The sequence below is a fragment of the Acidovorax sp. Leaf191 genome (assembly GCF_001424425.1).
GTDB lineage: Bacteria > Pseudomonadota > Gammaproteobacteria > Burkholderiales > Burkholderiaceae_C > Acidovorax.
This window is the reverse complement of the sequence record NZ_LMPT01000012.1, coordinates 91609-112214: the sequence shown is the minus strand read 5'-3', so window position 1 is coordinate 112214 and position 20606 is coordinate 91609. Positions and strand designations below refer to the sequence as shown.

At 68.3% G+C, this 20606-nt stretch carries 17 protein-coding genes; all 17 read right to left on the bottom strand.

Annotated features, from left to right (window positions below; translation table 11 throughout):
• Positions 1-88: 88 nt before the first annotated feature.
• On the bottom strand, positions 89-895 hold the full coding sequence (locus ASG27_RS09090; RefSeq protein WP_056415075.1) for a cell division protein FtsQ/DivIB: 807 nt from the start codon (positions 893-895) through the stop codon (positions 89-91).
• Positions 892-1893: a D-alanine--D-alanine ligase gene (locus ASG27_RS09085; protein WP_056415073.1), complete on the bottom strand. Its 1002-nt coding sequence runs from the start codon at positions 1891-1893 to the stop codon at positions 892-894. Before ASG27_RS09085 ends, ASG27_RS09090 begins: the two co-directional genes overlap by 4 nt.
• Positions 1890-3323 carry a UDP-N-acetylmuramate--L-alanine ligase gene (gene murC / locus ASG27_RS09080; RefSeq protein WP_056415070.1) on the bottom strand — a complete coding sequence of 478 codons (1434 nt, stop codon included), beginning with the start codon at positions 3321-3323 and terminating at the stop codon, positions 1890-1892. The genes ASG27_RS09085 and murC overlap by 4 nt, the downstream gene beginning before the upstream one ends.
• Positions 3320-4381, bottom strand: a complete 1062-nt coding sequence (gene murG / locus ASG27_RS09075) for an undecaprenyldiphospho-muramoylpentapeptide beta-N-acetylglucosaminyltransferase (protein WP_056415068.1) — start codon at positions 4379-4381, stop codon at positions 3320-3322. Before murG ends, murC begins: the two co-directional genes overlap by 4 nt.
• Positions 4378-5649 carry a putative lipid II flippase FtsW gene (gene ftsW, locus ASG27_RS09070; RefSeq protein WP_056173133.1) on the bottom strand — a complete coding sequence of 424 codons (1272 nt, stop codon included), beginning with the start codon at positions 5647-5649 and terminating at the stop codon, positions 4378-4380. The genes murG and ftsW overlap by 4 nt, the downstream gene beginning before the upstream one ends.
• A complete protein-coding gene (murD, locus tag ASG27_RS09065; protein ID WP_082485890.1) occupies positions 5646-7613 on the bottom strand; it encodes a UDP-N-acetylmuramoyl-L-alanine--D-glutamate ligase in 1968 nt (655 codons plus the stop codon). Before murD ends, ftsW begins: the two co-directional genes overlap by 4 nt.
• The gene (gene mraY / locus ASG27_RS09060) at positions 7610-8788 is read right to left on the bottom strand and encodes a phospho-N-acetylmuramoyl-pentapeptide-transferase (RefSeq protein ID WP_056173130.1); all 1179 of its coding nucleotides are present in this window, start codon (positions 8786-8788) and stop codon (positions 7610-7612) included. The genes murD and mraY overlap by 4 nt, the downstream gene beginning before the upstream one ends.
• A 66-nt stretch (positions 8789-8854) precedes the next feature.
• Positions 8855-10336, bottom strand: coding sequence for a UDP-N-acetylmuramoyl-tripeptide--D-alanyl-D-alanine ligase (locus ASG27_RS09055; protein ID WP_056415065.1), 1482 nt, complete (start codon positions 10334-10336; stop codon positions 8855-8857).
• The gene (locus tag ASG27_RS09050) at positions 10333-11844 is read right to left on the bottom strand and encodes a UDP-N-acetylmuramoyl-L-alanyl-D-glutamate--2,6-diaminopimelate ligase (RefSeq protein WP_056415061.1); all 1512 of its coding nucleotides are present in this window, start codon (positions 11842-11844) and stop codon (positions 10333-10335) included. Before ASG27_RS09050 ends, ASG27_RS09055 begins: the two co-directional genes overlap by 4 nt.
• Positions 11841-13586, bottom strand: a complete 1746-nt coding sequence (locus ASG27_RS09045) for a peptidoglycan D,D-transpeptidase FtsI family protein (protein ID WP_056415057.1) — start codon at positions 13584-13586, stop codon at positions 11841-11843. The genes ASG27_RS09050 and ASG27_RS09045 overlap by 4 nt, the downstream gene beginning before the upstream one ends.
• The gene (ftsL, locus tag ASG27_RS09040) at positions 13583-13927 is read right to left on the bottom strand and encodes a cell division protein FtsL (RefSeq protein WP_056415053.1); all 345 of its coding nucleotides are present in this window, start codon (positions 13925-13927) and stop codon (positions 13583-13585) included. Before ftsL ends, ASG27_RS09045 begins: the two co-directional genes overlap by 4 nt.
• A gap of 122 nt (positions 13928-14049) precedes the next feature.
• Positions 14050-14982, bottom strand: a complete 933-nt coding sequence (gene rsmH / locus ASG27_RS09035) for a 16S rRNA (cytosine(1402)-N(4))-methyltransferase RsmH (protein ID WP_056173117.1) — start codon at positions 14980-14982, stop codon at positions 14050-14052.
• Between the two features lie 2 nt (positions 14983-14984).
• On the bottom strand, positions 14985-15413 hold the full coding sequence (mraZ, locus tag ASG27_RS09030; protein WP_056415049.1) for a division/cell wall cluster transcriptional repressor MraZ: 429 nt from the start codon (positions 15411-15413) through the stop codon (positions 14985-14987).
• A gap of 264 nt (positions 15414-15677) precedes the next feature.
• Positions 15678-17003 (bottom strand): ATP-dependent protease ATPase subunit HslU, encoded by a 1326-nt coding sequence (gene hslU, locus ASG27_RS09025; RefSeq protein ID WP_056415046.1) that lies wholly within the window; start codon positions 17001-17003, stop codon positions 15678-15680.
• Positions 17004-17100: 97 nt separating this feature from the next.
• Positions 17101-17664 carry an ATP-dependent protease subunit HslV gene (gene hslV, locus ASG27_RS09020; protein WP_056173105.1) on the bottom strand — a complete coding sequence of 188 codons (564 nt, stop codon included), beginning with the start codon at positions 17662-17664 and terminating at the stop codon, positions 17101-17103.
• A 205-nt stretch (positions 17665-17869) separates the two neighbouring features.
• Positions 17870-19618 (bottom strand): STAS domain-containing protein, encoded by a 1749-nt coding sequence (locus ASG27_RS09015; RefSeq protein WP_056415043.1) that lies wholly within the window; start codon positions 19616-19618, stop codon positions 17870-17872.
• A 60-nt stretch (positions 19619-19678) separates the two neighbouring features.
• Positions 19679-20503: an RNA polymerase-binding protein DksA gene (gene dksA, locus ASG27_RS25870; protein WP_082485889.1), complete on the bottom strand. Its 825-nt coding sequence runs from the start codon at positions 20501-20503 to the stop codon at positions 19679-19681.
• Between the last annotated feature and the right edge of the window lie 103 nt (positions 20504-20606).

Genomic DNA, 20606 nt, shown 5'->3' with positions numbered 1-20606 from the left:
GCCCTTCTCTGTTCTGCCTGGCCGCCCCTCGGTCGGCACCACACCCTGGCCCGTACGCTTGCGCGCCTCGATCTGTTGCTGCATGCCGTCACCTCCTGCGCACCGCGGCGGGTGCACCCGTACCATCCGCCGCCACCGTGGTCACGCCGCGCATGCGCAGCGCGTACCCGCCGGTGTGCCGCAGGTCCGCGGACTCCAGCGCATCCACACGGCGGTGGTACTGCGCCGCCACCTGGGTGAGCGTGCGCGTGAACCGCTGGGTGCGCTGCACCACCTCCGCGGGCGTGCCGCCACCGAGCTCGACCACTGCGCCGCTATCGAGCGTCACGCGCCAGCCGCCGCGGCCGGTCAGCTCCAGCGTCTCGACCTCCATCCCCAGCGGCGTGAAGACCGGCGCCAGCAAGCCATGCATCTGCAGCACCTCGGCGGAGCTGCCCGCCGGGCCCAGCAGTCGCGGCAGGCCTTCCTGCTCCACGTCGCCCACGTTGGCCTCGAACACCTCGCCCTGCGTGTTGACCAGCGCCGAGCCGCTCTCGGGCCCCCAGTACGCCACCGCGTCGTGCTCCTGCAGCTGCACATGCAGGCTGCCGGGGTACACGCGCTGCACCTCGGCGCGGCGCACCCAGGGCACTTGCTCGAACGCCTCGCGGGCCGCGCGCAGGTCCACCGTGAAAAAGTTGCCGGCCAGGTGCGGCGCCACATTGGCCCGCAGCGTGACCGCGTTGTTGTGCACCAAGTCGCCCTGCACCACGATGCGCGACACCGCAAAGCCGGGGTAGCGCAGCACCCACCACGTCCCCGCCACCAGCACGCCCGCAGCCAGGCACACGAACAGGGCCGAGGCGGTCCAGTTCATGAGCTTGACGTCCAGCGGTGCCGGCAGGGTGGAGGTCATGGGTGGGCGGCTCCTTGTGCGGCGCGCGCGGGCGTATCCAGCGCCGCGTCGGCCAGGATGCGCAGGCACAGCGCTTCATAGCTGATGCCCGCAGCACGCGCAGACATCGGGACCAGCGAGTGCCCCGTCATGCCGGGCGACGTGTTCATCTCCAGCAGGAAGGGCTTGCGGTCGCTCGCGCGGATCATCAGGTCGGCGCGGCCCCAGCCCCGGCAGCCGAGCGTGCGGTAGGCCTCCAGCACGATGCGCTGGATCTCGCGCTCCTCGGCCTCGGGCAGGCCACTCGGGCACTGGTACTTCACGTCGTCGGTGAAGTATTTGTTCTGGTAGTCGTAGGCGCCATCCGGGGCCGCGATGCGGATCACGGGCAGCACCACGGCATCGGCACCCTGGCCCAGCACGGGGCAGGTCACCTCTTCGCCGTCGATGAATTCTTCGCAGAGCACATCGGGGTCGTAGCGGGCCGACAGCAGCACGGCCTCCTGCATGTCCGAGTAGCCACGCACCTTGGTCACGCCGATCGACGATCCCTCGCGCGGCGGCTTCACGATCAGCGGCAGGCCCAGCTCGTCGGGCACCGTGCGCACCACCTCGCGCTGCTGGCGGTCCGGTGCCAGCCACACGTAGCGCGGCGTGGGCAGGCCCTCGGCCGTCCACACGCGCTTGGTCATGACCTTGTCCATCGCAATGGCCGAGGCCATCACACCCGGCCCGGTGTACGGAATGCCGAGCAGCTCCAGCGCGCCCTGCACCGTGCCGTCCTCGCCGTGGCGGCCATGCAGGGCAATGAAACAGCGGGCGTAGCCGTCGCGCTTGAGATCGCTCAACTGGTTCTGCGCCGGGTCGAACGCATGCGCGTCCACGCCGCTGGAACGCAGCGCCTGCAGCACGCCGCTGCCGGACATGAGGGACACCTCGCGCTCTGCGGAGTCGCCGCCCATCAGCACGGCGACCTTGCCCAGGGGCTTCACATCGATATTGAGTTCAGAAACAGTCATACCGCGCTCCCCTCCAGCGCCTTCAGCTCATTTTTTTGTAGCAAATCGACCACCTTGCCCGGCACGGCCCCGATAGAGCCTGCGCCCATGCACATCACCACATCGCCCGCCCGGGCGTTGTCGGCAATGGCCTGCGGCAGGTCGGACACGTTGTCGACGAACACCGGCTCCACCCGGCCGGCCACCCGCAGCGCACGGGCCAGGGAGCGGCCGTCGGCCGCGACCACGGGTGCCTCGCCGGCGGCGTACACCTCGGTCAGCAGCACGGCGTCGGCGTTGCCGATCACCTTCACGAAATCTTCGAAGCAGTCGCGCGTGCGGCTGTAGCGGTGCGGCTGGAAGGCCAGCACCAGGCGCCGCCCGGGGAACGCGCCGCGCGCGGCCGCCAGCGTGGCGGCCATCTCCACCGGGTGGTGGCCGTAGTCGTCGATCACGGTGAACGTGCCGCCGCCCTTGGCGGGCATGTCGCCGTAGTGCTGAAAGCGCCGGCCCACGCCCTTGAAGCCCGCCAGCGCGCGCTGCACGGCTTCGTCGGGGATGTTGAGCTCCACCGCGATCGCGATGGCCGACAGCGCGTTGAGCACGTTGTGCTCGCCCGCGAGGTTGAGCACCACCTCCAGGTCGGGCAGCGTGACGCCGTTGCGCCGCTGCACGGTAAAGCGCATCTGCCCGGCCTCGGCGCGCACATCGATGGCGCGCACCTGGGCGTCGTCCGAAAAGCCGTAGCTGGTGATCGGGCAGGTCACGCTGGGCATGATCTCGCGCACCGCGGGGCTGTCCACGCACAGCACCGCCGTGCCGTAGAACGGCATGCGGTGCAGGAAGTCGACGAACGCGCCCTTGAGCCGGCCGAAGTCATGCCCGTAGGTCTCCATGTGGTCGGCGTCGATGTTGGTCACCACGGCCATCACCGGCAGCAGGTTCAGGAACGACGCATCGGACTCGTCGGCCTCCACCACGATGTAGTCGCCGCTGCCCAGCTTGGCATTGGCGCCCGCGCTGTTGAGCTTGCCGCCGATGACGAAGGTCGGGTCGAGCCCCGCCTCGGCCAGTACGCTGGTCACGAGGCTGGTGGTCGTCGTCTTGCCGTGCGTGCCCGCGATGGCGATGCCTTGCTTCAAACGCATCAGCTCGGCCAGCATGAGGGCGCGCGGCACGACCGGGATCTTCTTCTCGCGGGCGGCCAGCACCTCGGGGTTGTCGGGCGTCACGGCCGTGGACGTGACCACCGCATCGGCACCGTCGATGTGCGCCGCGGCATGGCCCAGGCAGGTCTTGATGCCCAGGCCCTCCAGGCGCCGCAGCGTGGCGCTGTCGGCCAGGTCGGAGCCCGAGATGCGGTAGCCCAGGTTGAACAGCACCTCGGCGATGCCGCTCATGCCGGCGCCGCCCAGGCCGACGAAGTGGATGTGGCGAATGGCGTGCTTCATGCCAACTCCTCGCAGGCGGTCACCACTTCGCGGGTGGCATTGATTTTTTGCATGTTTTTGGCTTTCACCGCTGTATCTACCAGCGTGGAGCGCTCCATATTCAATAGCATCTGCGACAGGCCTTCGGGCGTCAGGTCGCGCTGCTGGGTGAGCCACCCGCCGCCTGCATTCACGAGGAACTGGGCGTTGGTGGTCTGGTGGTCGTCCACCGCCGAGGGGAAGGGCACGAACAGTGCGGCTGCCCCCACGGCCGCGATCTCGGTCACGGTGCTCGCGCCCGCGCGGCAGACGATGATGTCGGCGTCGGCAAAGGCGCTGGCGGTGTCGTCGATGAACGGCGTGCATTCGGCCGCGACACCTGCCGCGGCATAGTTGGCGCGCAGCGCGTCGATCTGCGTCGCGCCGCTCTGGTGGATGACCACCGGGCGCTGGTCCGCAGGCATCAGCGCCACGGCCTGCGGCACGATCTCGTTGAGCGCACGGGCGCCCAGGCTGCCGCCCACCACCAGCAGGCGCAAAGGCCCGGTGCGCCCGGCAAAGCGTTCGGCGGGTGCGGGCTTGCTGGTGAAGGCGGTGCGCAGCGGGTTGCCCACCCACTGGCCCTTGGGGAACACATTGGGGAAGGCGGTGAACACACGGTCTGCCACACCCGCCAGCACCTTGTTGGCCATGCCGGCCACCGAGTTCTGCTCGTGCAGCACCAGCGGCTTGCCAGCCAGCACGCCCATCATCCCGCCCGGAAAGGTGATGTAGCCGCCCAGGCCCACCACCACGTCGGGCTTGACGCGGCGCACCACCGCCAGTGCCTGGCCGAATGCGCGCAACAGGCGCAGCGGCAGCAATGCCAGCGTGACGATGCCCTTGCCGCGCACGCCCGAAAAATCGATGAGTTCGAGTGCAAAGCCGTGCGTGGGCACGATGCGCGACTCCATGCTGCCCGGCGCGCCCAGCCAGTGCACGCGCCAGCCGCGCGCACGCAGTTCTTCCGCCACGGCCAGGCCCGGAAAGATGTGGCCGCCGGTACCGCCGGCCATGATGAGGGCGGTCTTCTGCGTCATACGCGCCCCCCTCTCATGAGGAGTTTGTTCTCGTAGTCCACCCGCATCACCACCGCCAGCGCCACGAGGTTCATCAAGATCGCCGACCCGCCAAAACTCATCAGCGGCAGCGTGAGCCCCTTGGTGGGCAGTGCGCCCAGGTTCACGCCCATGTTGATGAAGGCCTGGAAGCCGATCCAGATCGCCACGCCCTGCGCGACGAGGCCGGAGAACACGCGGTCGAGGGCGATGGCCTGGCGGCCGATGTGCATGATGCGGCGCGTCATCCACAGAAACAGCACGATGAGGATGACCACGCCCACCAGGCCGAACTCTTCGCCGATCACGGCGAGCAGGAAGTCGGTGTGGGCTTCGGGCAGCCAATGCAGCTTCTCGACGCTGCCGCCCAGGCCCACGCCGAAGATCTCGCCGCGCCCGATGGCGATCAGCGAGTGCGAGAGCTGGTAGCCCTTGCCCAATGCGTGCTCTTCGCTGAACGGGTCGAGGTAGGCGAACACGCGCTCGCGACGCCAGGGCGAGCTGGCGATCATCACGCCGAAGGCCGACACCAGCACGCCCGCGATCAGGAAGAACATGCGGGCGTTCACGCCGCCCAGGAACAGGATGCCCATGGCGATCACGGCGACCACCATGAAGGCGCCCATGTCGGGCTCGGCCAGCAGCAGCACGCCCACGATGGCCACGGCGGCGCCCATGGGCAGCACGGCGCGAAAGAACCGCTCCTTCACCTCCATCTTGCGGACCATGTAGTCGGCCGCGTAGATGAGGACGGCGAACTTGGCCACCTCCGACGGCTGAAAGCCGATGGGACCGAGCGACAGCCAGCGCCGCGCACCGTTGACCACCTTGCCCACACCCGGGATCAGCACCGCCACCAGCAGCAGCAACGCTGCCACGAAGAGCCAGGGTGCCACGCGCTCCCACAGCGCCATCGGGATCTGGAACGCCAGCAGCGCGGCGACAAAGCCCACCACCAGGTACATCACGTGGCGGGTCAGGAAATGGGTGGAGGCGTAGTTGGCAAAGCGCGGGTTGTCCGGCATGGCGATGGAGGCCGAATACACCATCACCAGCCCCCATGCGAGCAGCGCCACCACCACCCACAGCAGGGCCTGGTCGAAGCCGAGCACGCTCGCGGGCGTGCTGGTGGTGCGGGGGCGGTAGTCGGTGCCGCCCACGCGCACGGGCAGCACGTCCACGGCCTTGCCAGGCAGGCCGCCGAACCAGCCGGTCACGCGCTGCAAAAGGCTGCTGGCGGGTGCGCTCATGCCACACCTCCCATCGCGTCATCGGCCAGCGCGCGCACGGTGTCGCAGAACACCTGTGCCCGGTGCTCGTAGCCGCGGAACATGTCAAAGCTGGCGCAGGCGGGCGACATCAGCACGGCGTCGCCTGCGTGTGCGCGCTGCGCGGCCAGTTCCACGGCCTGGGGCAATGTCTCTGCATCGACCAGGGCCACGCCGCTGTCGGCCAGCGCGGCGCGGATCAGCGGCGCGTCGCGCCCGATCAGCACCACGGCGCGCGCGTAGCGCGACACGGGCGCTGCCAGCGGCGAGAAGTCCTGCCCCTTGCCGTCGCCGCCCAGGATGACGACGATGCGGCGCTCCGCACCCAGGCCGGTCAACGCAGCGACGGTGGCGCCCACGTTCGTGCCCTTGCTGTCGTCAAAGTATTCGACGTCGCGGATGATGGCCACCGGCTCCACGCGGTGCGGCTCTCCGCGGTACTCGCGCAGCCCGTACAGCAGGGGCGCGAGCGTGCAGCCCGCGGCCGATGCCAGCGCCAGCGCGGCCAGCGCGTTCACCGCGTTGTGGCGGCCCCGGATGCGCAGCGCGTCGGCGGGCATCAGGCGCTGGATGTGCAGGTCTTCGGCGGCCTCGTTGCGGCCGCGCTTGCGGGTCTCGTCGGCGTCCATGGCGCGCACCAGCCAGGGCATGCCGCTCACGACCTCGATGCCGAAGTCGCCGGGGCGCTGGGGCATGTCGGCGCCGAAGGTGATGTGCTCGCGCACCTGGGGCTTTTGCAGCTTGACCTTGATGGGTGGCGGCAGCATCTGCATCACCGCCGCGTCCTCGCGGTTCAGGATCATCAGGCCCTTCTCGCCGAAGATGCGGGCCTTGGCGGCGGCATACGCGGCCATGTCGCCATGCCAGTCCAGGTGGTCCTGCGTGACGTTGAGCACAGCCGCCGCAGTCGGCTCGAAACCGGTGACGCCATCGAGCTGGAAGCTCGACAGCTCCAGCACCCACACGTCGGGCAGCGTGACCGCGTCGATGTGGCCCGCCAGCGTGTCGAGCAGCGTGGGGCCGATGTTGCCGGCCACGGCCACGGTCTTGTCCGAGCGCTCCACGAGCTGGCCGGTGAGCGACGTGACGGTGGTCTTGCCGTTGGTGCCGGTGATGGCCAGCACGGCCGGCGCGTAGCCGTGGGACGCCCGCAGCGTGGCCAGGGCCATGGCATACAGGCTCAATTCGCCCCCCACCGGCAGTCCGATGGCGCGAGCAGCTACAAAAACAGGAGCAACCGTATCGGGGCTCAGGCCGGGCGACCGGTAGACCGCGTGCAGGCCTTGGCCCTCCACCAGGGCCGCGTCGAAGGCGCCGGCCACAAAACGCACCTGGGGCAGCTCGTGCTGCAGCGTGGCGAGTTGCGGGGGCGCTTCGCGCGTGTCGGCCACGGTGACGTCGGCGCCGCAGCGCACGCACCAGCGCGCCATGGCCAGGCCGGAGGCACCCAGGCCCAGGATGAGGATGTTCTGGCCCTGCAGCGGCGCCATGCCCTGGCCGGGCGGGCCCAAGGGTTCGGTGGGCGCATCGACCGGTTCGGCATCGTCTTGCAGCGCTGCAGGCTCCGGCTGCGCAGGCGCGTCGGCAGCGGCCACGTCGGCAAAGATCTGTGCGACGAAGTCGGCAGCGGCCTTGGCGGCGGACACGGCCGGGGGCTTTTCGGGGTCCCAGGCTGCGGCGGCGGCGGCCGCCGCGCGGGCGCCGGTAGCGGTGGCAGGGGTCTCTGCCTCGGGCTGGGGTTCGATGGACTCTGGCGATGTCCCTGGGTCGGCCACGGACTGCACAGGCGCACTGCCGGGTGTGCCGGATGTACCGGACGCGTCGGGCACCGTCGATGCGCCGTCCGACGGATCGGCAGGCACGGCCCCGCCTGCATCCGTGTCGGGAGGCAGCTTCACCGCAGAAGGGGCGGTGGTCGCGGGGATGAGGGGATCGTCCGGGTTCATCGCAGTTTCAGGGTCGACAGGCCGACAAGGCACAGCAGCATGGTGATGATCCAGAAGCGCACGACCACCTGCGTTTCCTTCCAGCCGCTCTTTTCGAAGTGGTGGTGCAGCGGCGCCATCTTCAGCAGGCGACGGCCTTCGCCGTAGCGGCGCTTGGTGTACTTGAACCAGGTCACCTGCAGCATCACCGACAGCGCCTCGACCACGAAGATGCCGCCCATGATGGCCAGCACGATTTCCTGCCGCACGATGATGGCGATGGTGCCCAGGGCGCCGCCCAGCGCCAGCGCGCCCACGTCGCCCATGAAGACCTGGGCCGGGTGTGCGTTGAACCACAGGAAGGCCAGGCCCGCACCCGCCATGGCGGCGCAGAAGATCAGCAACTCGCCCGAGCCGGGGATGTGCGGGAAGAACAGGTACTTGGAATACACCGAGCTGCCGGTGACGTACGCGAACACGCCCAGGGCCGAGCCCACCATCACCACGGGCATGATCGCCAGGCCGTCCAGGCCGTCGGTCAGGTTCACTGCGTTGCTGGAACCCACGATGACCAGGTAGGTCAGGATCACGAAGCCCAGCACGCCCAGCGGGTAGCTCACTTCCTTGAAGAACGGCAGCTGCAGGCCCGCCTTGGGCGGCAGGTCGAGCGAGAAGCCCGACTGCACCCAGCCGACGAACAGCTCCCACACCTTGGCGTTGGAGCTCTCGGAAATGCTGAACACCAGGTACAGCGCGGCCGTGAGGCCGATCACCGACTGCCAGAGGTACTTCTCGCGCGAGCGCATGCCCTCGGGGTCCTTGTTGACCACCTTGCGCCAGTCATCCACCCAGCCGATGGCGCCAAAGCCCAGCGTGACGATGAGCACGATCCAGACGAAGCGGTTGGACAGGTCGAACCACAGCAGGGTCGAGATCGCGATCGACAGCAGGATCAGCACGCCGCCCATGGTGGGCGTGCCGCTCTTGGACAGGTGCGACTGCATGGCGTAGCCGCGGATGGGCTGGCCGATCTTGAGCGAGGTCAGCACGCGGATCACCTTGGGCCCCGCCACCAGGCCGATGAGCAGCGCCGTCATGGCCGCCATCACCGCTCGGAAGGTGAGGTACTGGAACACGCGGAAGAAGCCGAATTCGGGCGACAGGCCCTGCAGCCATTGGGACAGCACTAGCAGCATGCGGCACCTCCCGCGGGTTGCTGCACCACGCGGATGCTGGGGGCGGCCTTGAAAGCCCGCACGTTCTTACTGCGTTGCACCATGGTGTCCCTCCAGTACCTGCGCGGGCGGTTGTCGCTCTTGTTGTTGTGGGTCGTCCTGCACTTGTGCGGCAGAGGCGATTGCCTCCACCACCTGTTCCATCTTCATGAATCGAGATCCCTTGACCAGCACACTGCCCACCGTGGGCAGGGCCTGGCGCACTGCATCAAGCAGCGCGCCCCTATCGTTGAAATGACGCGCCTCGCCGCCTTCGCCGTTGCCATGGCCGTACGACGCGGTGGCATGCACCGATTGATCGCCCAGCGCGAACAGGCGGGGGATGCCGGCCGTGCGCGCGTGCGCGCCGGCCTCGGCGTGGAACTGCGGCCCCTGGTCGCCCACCTCGCCCATGTCGCCCAGCACCAGCAGTTGCGGGCCGGGCAGCTCGGCCAGCACGTCGATGGCGGCACGCATGGAGTCGGGGTTGGCGTTGTAGGTGTCGTCCACCACGGTGACTTCGCGGCCCGCGATGCGCACGCTGAAGGCGCGCGAGCGACCCTTGACCGGCGTGAAGCTGGCCAGCCCCTGCGCGATGGCGGCCAGGGGCGCGCCTGCCGACAGGGTGCAGGCGGCGGCGGCCAGGGCGTTGCTCACGTTGTGGCGCCCGGCGATGTGCAGCTGCGTGGCGACTTCGCCTTGCGGCGTGGCCATCGTGACAGCCCAGGCGCCCTGCTCCCAGGCCGCGCTGCGGCAGGTCACATCGCCGCCGTCGCCAAAGGTGACGGTGCGGCGGCCCTGCGCGAGCGATTGCCACAGGCCGCTGTACGCATCGCCCGCCGGGAACACCGCCACGCCATCGGCAGGCAGGCTGGCAAACACCGAGCCGTTCTCGCGCGCCACGGCCTCCACGGTGTGCATGAACTCCAGGTGCTCGCGCTGGGCATTGTTGACCAGCGCCACCGTGGGCTGCGCCATGGCGGCCAGGAGCGCTATCTCGCCGGGGTGGTTCATCCCCATTTCGATCACGGCGGCGGCGTGGCCGGCGCGCAGGCACAGCAGCATCAGCGGCACGCCGATGTCGTTGTTGAAATTGCCCTGCGTGGCAAACGCGGCCTCGCCCTTCCAGGCGCGCAGGATGGACGCGATCATCTGCGTCACGGTGGTCTTGCCATTGCTGCCCGTCACGCCGACGAGCGGCAGGCCGAACTGCGCGCGCCAGCCGGTGGCCAGCGCACCGAGCGCAGCCAGGCTGTCGGGCACTTCGATGCCCGCAAGGCCGGCGGTTTCGAGGCCGCCGTGGGCGATGGCCGCGGCAGCGCCACCCGCACGGGCATCGGCCAGGAAGGCATTGGCGTCGTAGCGCTCGCCCTTCAAAGCCACGAACAAATCACCCGCCTGCAGCGTGCGCGTGTCGGTGTGCACGCGGGCCAGCGGCGTGGTGCCTTCGCCCACCAGGCGCGCGGCGGGAATGCGCGGCTGCACGAGGTCGAAGGCCTGCTGCAGGGTCAGCATCGTGGCGGCGCTCATGGGCGGGCCTCCCGGGCCTGCAGCGCAGTGCGTGCATGGGCCTTGTCGGAGAACGGCACGCGCACGCCCGCGGTCTCCTGGGTGTCTTCGTGGCCCTTGCCGGCGATCAGCACCACATCGGCCGGCGCAGCCTCGGCGAGGGCCAGGGCAATCGCGGCGGCGCGGTCGGGCTCGGCGCGCACGGTGCGGCCGGCGATGGTGCCTTGCAGGATCTGGTGCACGATGGTGGCGGGGTCTTCGCTGCGCGGGTTGTCGCTGGTCACGACCACATGGTCGGCCTGGTGCTGCGCCACGGCGCCCATCAGCGGGCGCTTGGCCGCGTCGCGGTCGCCGCCGCAGCCGAACACGCACCACAGCTGCCCGCCGCGCTCGGCCGCAATGGGGCGCAGCGCCTGGAGGGCTTTTTCCAGCGCATCGGGCGTGTGCGCGTAGTCCACGGCCACCAGCGGCTGGCCGGGGCTGTGGATCTGCTCCATGCGACCGGGCACCGGCGAGAGCTGGGCGCAGGCATACAGCGCATGCTCCAGCGGCACGCCCAGCGCCCGCAGGCCGGCCAGCACCCCCAGCAGGTTGGAGACGTTGTACAGCCCGATCACGCGCGTTTGCAGCACATGCGTGTGCGCGCCCTCGGCCACGGTGAAGCGCAGGCCGCCGTCGCCCATGCCGATGTCGCGTGCAGCCAGCCGTGCGGGGCCGGAGATCGACACGCTCCACAGGTCCAGCATGCGGTCTGCCAGCGATGCGTACAGCTCGGCGCCCCGCAGGTCGTCGATGTTGACCACCGCCGCCTGCAGGCCGGGCCACTCGAAGAGCATGCCCTTGGCCTGCCAGTAGGCGGCCATGCTGGGGTGGTAGTCCAGGTGGTCCTGCGTGAAGTTGGTGAACAGCGCCACGCGGATGCGGCTGCCGGCCATGCGGTGCTCGGCCAGGCCGATGGACGAGGCCTCGATGGCGCACGCCGTGCGGCCCGCGTCGGTGAACTGCTGAAACGCGTGCTGCAGCCGCACCGGGTCGGGCGTGGTCATGCCGGTGCTGGTAAGCGCAGGCGGCACGCCGATGCCCAATGTGCCCACCAACGCGCATCCGCCATGCGCAATCAGCTCATTTTTTGATAGCACATTCAAGGCCTCGGCCAGCCACCAGGTGGTGCTGGTCTTGCCGTTGGTGCCGGTCACGGCCAGCACGTCGAGGCGCTGCGTGGGGTGGCCGAACCAGTCGGCCGCGATCAGCCCGGTGGCGGCTTTGAGGCCGTGCAGGGCGGCCACCGGCCAGCCGTCGAGCGGGAAGGCCTCGACGCCTTCGTGCTCCACCAGGCAGGCCACTGCACCGCGTGCCAAAGCGTCGCCGATGTGCGCGCGGCCATCGGTGGCTGCGCCGGGCCAGGCGATGAAGCCATCGCCCGCGCGGACCAGGCGGCTGTCGGTCTGCAGCGTGCCGGTGACGCGTTCGCGCAGCCAGGCCACGGCGTCGTGCACCGAGGCCAGCAGGGGCAGCGTGCTTGCCGTCATAGCGATTCCTCCACCGTGTTGGCCACGATCTGGGGCTTGACGGCCATGTCCGGCTGCACGCCCATCATGCGCAGGGTCTGCTGCACCACTTCGCTGAACACGGGCGCAGCCACGGCACCGCCGTAGAACACGCCGTTGCTGGGCTCGTCGATCATCACGGCCACGATGATGCGCGGCTTGTCGATGGGCGCCATGCCGGTGAACCAGGCGCGGTACTTGCCCGATGCGTAGTTCTTGCCGACCTGCTTGCGCGCCGTGCCGGACTTGCCACCCACCGAGTAGCCCAGGGTCTGCGCCTTCTGGCCCGTGCCGCCGGGGCCGGCGGCCATCTGCAGCATCTTGCGCACCTGGTCGGCCGTGCGCTCGGAGAACACGGGCACGCCCAGCGCAGGCTCGGACGTCTTGAACATGGTGGCCGGGATCACGCGGCCGCCGTTGGCGAACACGGTGTACGACCGCGCCATCTGGAACAGGCTGGCCGACAGGCCGTAGCCATAGGACATGGTGGCCTGCTCGACAGGGCGCCAGGTCTTGTAGGGCCGCAGGCGCCCGGTCACGACGCCGGGGAAGTGCAGCTGCGGCTTCTGGCCGAAGCCCGCGGCCGAGAAGGTCTCCCACATCTCGCGGGCGGGCATCTGCATCGCGATCTTGGTGGTGCCCACGTTGCTCGACTTCTGGATCACGCCCTCGACCGTGAGCAGGCCGTAGTTGTGCGTGTCCGAGATGGTGGAGCCGGTGATGTTGATGCGGCCTGGGTTGGTGTCCACCGGCGTCTCGGGGCGCACGCGCCCGCTCTCCAGGGCCAGGCCGATGGTGAAGGGCTTCATGGTCGAGCCGGGCTCGAACACGTCGGTGAGCGCGCGGTTGCGCAGCTGCTCGCCGGTCAGGTTCTGGCGCTTGTCGGGCACGTAGCTCGGGTAGTTGGCCAGCGCCAGCAGCTCGCCGGTGTGCGCATCGAGCACCACCACGCTGCCCGCCTTGGCCTTGTGCAGCGCGACCTGGTCGCGCAGCTTCTGGTACGCGAAGAACTGCACCTTGCTGTCGATGGACAGCTGCATGTCCTTGCCGTCGACGGGTTGCACCGTCTCGCCCACGCCCTCGACCACGCGGCCCAGGCGGTCCTTGATCACGCGGCGCGACCCGGCCTTGCCGGCCAGGTCCTTGTCGAAGGCCAGCTCCATGCCTTCCTGCCCGTGGTCCTCCACGTTGGTGAAGCCCACCACGTGGGCGGCGGCTTCGCCTTCGGGGTACTGGCGCTTGTATTCCTTGCGCTGGTAGATGCCCTTGATGTCGAGCGCCGCGATCTCGCGGCCCACATCCCAGTCGAGCTGGCGCTTGATCCAGACGAAGGTCTTGTCTTCGTCGGCCAGCTTCTTTTGCAGCTCGGCCAGCGGCATGTCGAGCAGCTTGGCCAGCTGCTTGAGCTTGGCACGCGTCTCGGGCTTGTCCTGTTCCACGTCTTCGGGGATGGCCCAGATGCTGGCCGCCGGCACGCTGGACGCGAGGATCAGGCCGTTGCGGTCCAGGATCTTGCCGCGGTTGGCCGGCAGTTCCAGCGTACGCGCGAAACGCACTTCGCCCTGGCGCTGAAAGAACGCGTTGCCGAACACCTGCACATAGGCGGCGCGCCCGGCGAGCGCCACAAAGCCCAGGGCGATCATGGCCACGATGAACTTGCTGCGCCAGACGGGCGTCTTGCTGGCCAGCAGGGGGCTGGCGGTGTAGACCACGCTGCGGCTCATGGCTGCGCTCCTTGCACCGGTGCGGGTGCGCCACCCGGCGCAGCGGCCGCTGCTGCTGCTGCGGCAGCCGCCAGACCCTGGGGGTCGGACACGTACTGCGTGATGGCCGGCGTGGCCGTGCGCATGTTGAGCTGCGCCCGCGCGATTTTCTCGACGCGCAGCGGCGTGGCCTGGGCGCGCTTTTCGACCTGCAGGCGCTGGTGCTCGGTCTCCAGGCGGCGGGCCTCGACCGTGGCGCGGTCGAGCTCGGTGAACAGGCGGCGCGACTCGTACTGGGTATGCACCAGGTAGATCGCGCTCGCCAGCACTGCCAGCAGCAGGACGATGTTCAAGCGTGTCATGTCAGTAGCTGCACCGTACGCATGCAGCGGCCGTGGCAGCAGCAGCCGCAAGTTGGCCCGGCAGCGAGCACACCGCCTTTGGCAAGGCCGACATCACGCAAAGACACAGGGGGCGGCTCATGTCATGCCACCTCGGTGCGCTCGGCCACGCGCATGATCGCGCTGCGCGAGCGCGGGTTGCCGGCCACCTCGGCGGCGCTGGGCTTGATGCGGTCCAGCGCCACGAGCTTCATGGCCTGCGGCGCGGCAAACGGCGCGCGGCGGTCATACACCTCTTTGGAGTGCTTGGCGATGAACTGCTTGACGATGCGGTCTTCCAGCGAGTGAAAGCTGATCACCACCAGGCGCCCGCCCGGCTGCAGCACCGACAGCGTGGCTTCTAGCGCCTGTTGCAGTTCTTCAAGCTCAGCGTTGATGAAAATCCGAAGAGCCTGAAATGTGCGCGTTGCAGGGTTCTGGCCCGGCTCGCGGGTTTTGACCGTGCCAGCCACGAGATCGGCCAGTTCGGCGGTGGTTGCAAGAGGGCCCCGTTCTTCGCGCCGAGCAACAATCGCCTTTGCAATGGGGCCAGCAAACCGTTCTTCACCGTAGTCACGTATCACCTCCGCAATCTGTTGAACCTCGGCAGTGGCCAGCCACTGGGCCACGCTTTCGCCGCGCGTGGTGTCCATGCGCATGTCCAGCGGGCCGTCGAAACGGAAGCTGAACCCCCGCTCCGGGCTGTCGATCTGGGGCGAGCTCACCCCCAGGTCCATGAGCACACCCGCTGCGCTGCCGGCCGGCAGGTCGGCGATGTGGCTGAAACCTTCGTGCCGAATGGAAAAACGCGCATCGGTGATGCGCGTTGCTTCGGCGATGGCTTCAAGGTCCTTGTCAAAGGCTACAAGGCGCCCTTGGGGCCCCAGCCGCAGCAGGATGAGCCGCGAATGCCCTCCGCGCCCGAAGGTGCCGTCCACCCAGGTGCCCGCAGGCTCGGGCCCGGCGCCGCCCAGCAGCGCGTCCACGGCTTCGTCCAGCAGGACGGTGGTGTGTTGAAGAAGAGAAGGGGATGTCATGGTCAGAAGGAGAAGTCCTTGAAGACATCCGGCATGTCACCCTGCATGGCCTTGGCCTCCTGCTCGTCGTAGGTGGCCTTGTCCCAGAGTTCGAAGTGGTTGCCCATGCCCAGCAGCATGGTGTCCTTGGAGATGCCGGCCGCCTGGCGCAGCTCGGGCGAGACCAGCACGCGGCCGGTGCCGTCCATCTCCACGTCCATGGCGTTGCCCAGGAAGATGCGCTTCCACCACTGGGCGGACATGGGCAGCTCGGCGATGCGCTCGCGAAACTTCTCCCACTCGGGGCGGGGGAACACCATCAGGCAGCCGTGGGGGTGCTTGGTGATCGTGAGCTGGCCCGCTGCGGTGGCCGCGAGCACGTCACGATGCCGGGTCGGCACGGACAGCCGACCCTTCGCATCGAGACTTAGCGACGAGGCACCTTGAAACACGGAGGATTTTCCAGTTCGGAATCTTGAGATCCTTCAGGGCCCGAACGGGGCCTGGAGGGCACTTTTCACCACTTAATTGCACTTTTTTGCACTGTAGCAGGAAAAGCACGCCGAACAAGAGGGCGTCCACCAAACTTTTGTAATGAAATCAACGACTTAGACGCGACTCTGCAGCCACCGGAACGCTAAAAGTCGTTGAAAAATAAGAACTTACGGCGGGCTATGAAAGTGACCTCTCAAGCCCGGCCCGGTTCTGCCGTGTCGTCACAGGATGTAGCGCGACAGGTCCTCGTCCTGGCTCAGGGTCTGCAGGCGGGTGTCCACATAGGCCGCGTCGACGGTGATCGTCTGGCCCGACAGCTTCGTGGCGTCGAAGCTCACCTCGTCCAGCAGCCGCTCCATCACTGTGGCCAGGCGGCGGGCGCCGATGTTCTCGGTGCGCTCGTTCACTTCGAAAGCGATGTGCGCCAGGCGCGTGATGCCTTCGGGCGCGAATTCGAGCGTGACGCCTTCGGTGGCCAGCAGCGCCTGGTACTGCTTGACCAGTGATGCATGGGTCTGCGTGAGGATGGCCTCGAAGTCCTGGACCGACAGCGACTCCAGCTCGACGCGGATCGGAAAGCGGCCCTGCAACTCGGGAATCAGATCGCTGGGCTTGGACAGGTGGAATGCGCCGGAGGCGATGAACAGGATGTGGTCGGTCTTGATCATCCCGTACTTGGTGGTCACGGTGGTGCCCTCCACCAGCGGCAGCAGGTCGCGCTGCACGCCCTGGCGCGACACGTCGGCGCCGCTGGTTTCCTGGCGGGTGGCCACCTTGTCGATCTCGTCGATGAACACGATGCCGTTCTGCTCGGCATTGGCCACCGCGCGGGCCTTGATCTCTTCCTCGTTGACGAGCTTGCCGGCCTCTTCGTCGGTCAGCAGCTTGAGCGCCTCGGCGATCTTGAGCTTGCGGGTCTTGCGCTTGTCCTGGCCCATGGAGCTGAACATGCCGCGCAGTTGCTCGGTCATCTCTTCCATGCCCTGGGGGCCCATGATCTCGAGCGGCTGCCGGTTCTCGGCCACGTCGATCTCGATCTCCTTGTCGTCGAGCGCGCCTTCGCGCAGCTTCTTGCGGAACACCTGCCGCGCGGTGTTGTCGGCGGCTGGCTCGGTGCCGACAGCGGCGCGGGCGGGCGGGATCAGCACGTCGAGGATGCGCTCTTCGGCAGCGTCGACAGCGCGGTCGCGCACCTTTTTGGTCTCGGTCTCGCGCGTCTGCTTGACGGCCATCTCGGCCAGGTCGCGGATGATGGAATCGACGTCCTTGCCCACGTAGCCCACCTCGGTGAACTTGGTGGCCTCGACCTTGATGAAAGGCGCATCGGCCAGCCTGGCAAGGCGGCGCGCGATCTCGGTCTTGCCCACGCCCGTGGGGCCGATCATGAGGATGTTCTTGGGCGTGATCTCGTGGCGCAGGCTGCCTTCGACCTGCTGGCGGCGCCAGCGGTTGCGCAGCGCGATGGCCACCGCGCGCTTGGCGCTGGCCTGGCCCACGATGTGGTGGTCGAGTTCGGAGACTATTTCCTGGGGGGTCATGGAGGACATGCGGGGCCTGCCTTCAAAGTTCTGAGCAAAAATAGCCGCTACCGCTTTCTGGACAAGCGCAAGCAGCTATCGAATTAAGAGCAACCGCCATCAACGCTCACAGCGTCTCGATGGTGTGGTTCATGTTGGTGTAGATGCACAGCTCGCCCGCGATCTCCAGCGACTTCTTGACGATGTCCTGGGCCGACAGGTCGGTGTGGTTGAGCAGCGCCTTGGCGGCCGAATGCGCATACGCGCCGCCGGAGCCGATGGCCACGATGCCCTGCTCGGGCTCCAGCACGTCGCCGTTGCCGGTGATGATGAGCGAGGCACTGGCGTCGGCCACCGCCAGCATGGCCTCCAGGCGGCGCAGCACGCGGTCGGTGCGCCAGTCCTTGGTGAGCTCGATGGCCGCGCGCGTCAGGTGGCCCTGGTGCTTTTCGAGCTTGGCCTCGAAGCGCTCGAACAGGGTGAACGCATCGGCCGTGGCACCGGCAAAGCCCGCGAGCACCTTGCCGTGATAGAGCTTGCGCACCTTGCGTGCCGTGCCCTTGACCACGATGTTGCCCAGGGTGACCTGGCCGTCGCCGCCGATCGCGACCTGGATGCCGTCAGGGGTCTGGCGCCGCACGCTCAGGATGGTGGTGCCGTGGAACACCGGGGTGTTTTGAGAAGAATCCATAGCTGCCGCACATGGGGGCGCGGGCGCGGCTTTCAAGCGCCGCGAGGCACAGCCGCCGTGGCCCAGCGCCGGCCCATGCAGGACCAGCATCCAGTGCCAGCAACCCCGACAAAGCCCTGCGGCGATCTCAACGATCGCACTGCATGCATCCGCAACGCAACGTCACAACACGCTGCGCCGCGCGCCCAGCGCGACGCCGTGCGGATCAGTTCTTGCGGGGGATCACCCAGGCGTGCTCGTTCACGCCGATCACGTTGAAGAAGATCGCCACCAGGCGCTGCAGGTTGTGGAACTGCACCACATGGCCCAGGCCCTGCTGCTCGGCCGCCCAGTTGAGCACCGAGCCCGCCGCCGCGAAATCCATCCGGATGAGCTTGTCGCACGAGATGGTGAATGGCGCACCGGGCTTCATCAATGCCTGGAAGGGCTCCAGCAGCGGCGCCGCATCACCCTCGATATGGCCGGTGAGCGCGGCGACCGGTGCGCTGTCGAGCGGCGCAGGTGCCGAGAGGTCTCCCGCCAGGTCCGACGCTGCAAAGTCGCTATCCGCCGCCAGCGGCGCGGCGCCCGACGACCCGCCCTCGTTGTCCGAGTAACCGCAGCGCGGCGACACCCAGGACGGGGGCGAGACTTCGTAGGTCACGCAGTAGTCGAGCGCGACCAGCTCGAACTCGTCGGGCTTGCCCATGAGCCGCAACGCCGCCATGCGCAGGCGCCACCATTCGGGGCTGGTGGCTCGGTCGCCCGACTGGGTCTTGGCGTCCAGCAGGGCGTTGAGTTTTTCGACACCGGAAAACACCAGCTGGCCGTCGCGCTCCGCCCACAGGCTGAACTGGTCGGCCAGCAGCGGCACGGCAGCGTCGTCGATGGAGACGATGCGGGACCACGACAAGGTCCACGGCGATGCAGACCGCGCGAGCGATGCCTGCAAGGCCGCCACGGACGACACGCCCAGCGCGGCTGGCGCATTCCAGCTGAAATCCTTGCGCGCCGGCAGGCCGGGCGCCGCAGTGGCTGCCGCCGGCGACGCGGGTGCCATGCCCAACTGCTCAGGGATCGAGAACCACAGCGGCGCCGACCGGCTGTACTGCGCGGCGTAGTCGATGGCCAGGGTCTCGAAGCGGTCGTGCTGCCCTGTCGCGCGGTACAGGTCGAACAGCGTCATCCAGATTTCCTGCTGCTCGGCAGGCGCATCCCCGCGGTGCTGCGCCAGCACATCCATGAGGCCCGCCTCTGCACCGGCGTGGTCGCCATTGGCAAACCGGATGGCGGCTTCTTCCAGATCGGGTTCGTGCACAAATTCCTCCGGTTCAGGTGCCGGCGCTGGCGTGGCAGCGGCGGTCGCATCAGGGCTGAAGGATGCCTCCTGCGGGCCCGGGCTTCCACCCATCTGCGCGTCCATGCTTCCAAATCGACCCACGGCCATGCTGTCGTCTGCGAACAGCGGCTGCACGGCGGGCTTGGTCTCCAGGTGGGCGGGCAAGCTGCCCGGCGCGGTGGGTGCATAGGCCCGGGAGTGCGCGGAGTCGGCGGTCTCGCCCCCCGACTCGGGCATCACGCCGGGCTGGGTGGGAGCGTCAGCGCCTTGCTTGCTCTTCCACCACTGCTGCGACATCTGCGCTTCGATCTCGTCGATCTTCTTGAGCGTGACGGCGCGCTCGTCGGGCGAGGCCATGCTGCTCTGAAAGAACGAGGGCCGTGCGGTGGGGTCTTCCGTGCGGTGCCCCTGGAGCACCTCGCGCTGGCGCAGCTTGCGCAGCTGATCGAACTCGCGGCGCCGCACGAAGTCGTTGCGGCGCTTGCGCTCGATCATCTCCTTGAGCATCTGCTTGCTGTACTGGCTTTCCCGATCGTCCTGGATGGAGTCGAGCTCCGTCCAGTTGACCGTGGGATTCTTCACGAACCGAACCACCTTCGATAGCAGGCCGCCGGGGGTGGTTTCTTCCTTGCTCATGACTCAGGGGTACCGGTACAGAGATTGCGCAGCGATGATCAGCGTCAGGCCAGCGCCCGATCAGTCCCCGAACATCTTCTGCTTGAGTTCGCGGCGCTGCTGCGCCTCCAGCGACAGCGTGGCGGTGGGGCGTGCGATCAGGCGGCCGACGCCGATGGGCTCGCCGGTTTCGTCGCAATAGCCGTAGTCGCCAGCGTCGATGCGGGCGATGGATTGCTCGATCTTCTTGAGCAGCTTGCGCTCGCGGTCGCGGGTGCGCAGCTCGAGGGCGTGCTCTTCTTCGATGGTCGCGCGGTCGGCCGGGTCGGGCACCACCACGGTGTCTTCACGCAGGTGCTCGGTGGTCTCGCCAGCGCTGTTGTGGATGTCCTGCTTGAGCTGAACGAGCTTCAGGCGGAAGAACGCCATCTGCTTGTCGTTCATGTACTCGCTGTCCGGCATCGCCATGACTTCGGCATCCGTCAGCTCGGCGGCGGACTTGGTCTTCCAGTTGTTCGCCAGCTTGGGGTCTTTTTTGGCAGCCGTGAAAGTGGGGTGCGCTTGCGCAGTCGTGGGCATGGTATGTAGATAACTGGCTTTGGCAGCGGTGGAAGCCACTGTCTGTGCCATGGATGGTACGGTCAATTGGGCCAATCGGGAAGAAGGCCGGGTCGTGCGCGCGGGTACCCCCCCCGGCTGTGCGGGTGCGGCGGCAACGGGCGCCGGTGCTGCCACTGCGGGACTGGCTACCTTGGCCGCGGCCGCCTTGGGGACGGCAGCGGCGGTCTTGGCCGGAGCGGCTTTGGCAGCAGCCTTGGTCGCAGCAGGGGCTGCAGGGCGCTGGGCCGCGGCGGCGGGCTTCGCTGCCTTGGTGGCGGCCTTGGGTTTGCTGGTATCGGCTTTCACTTCCTGGTCTCCTCGCTGTACGGGCGGGCCCTTGCACCGCTAACGCGGCTTGGGGCGGGTGGCAAGCCTTCCGGGGTTTTACCGCGGCGCGATTGTATCGACC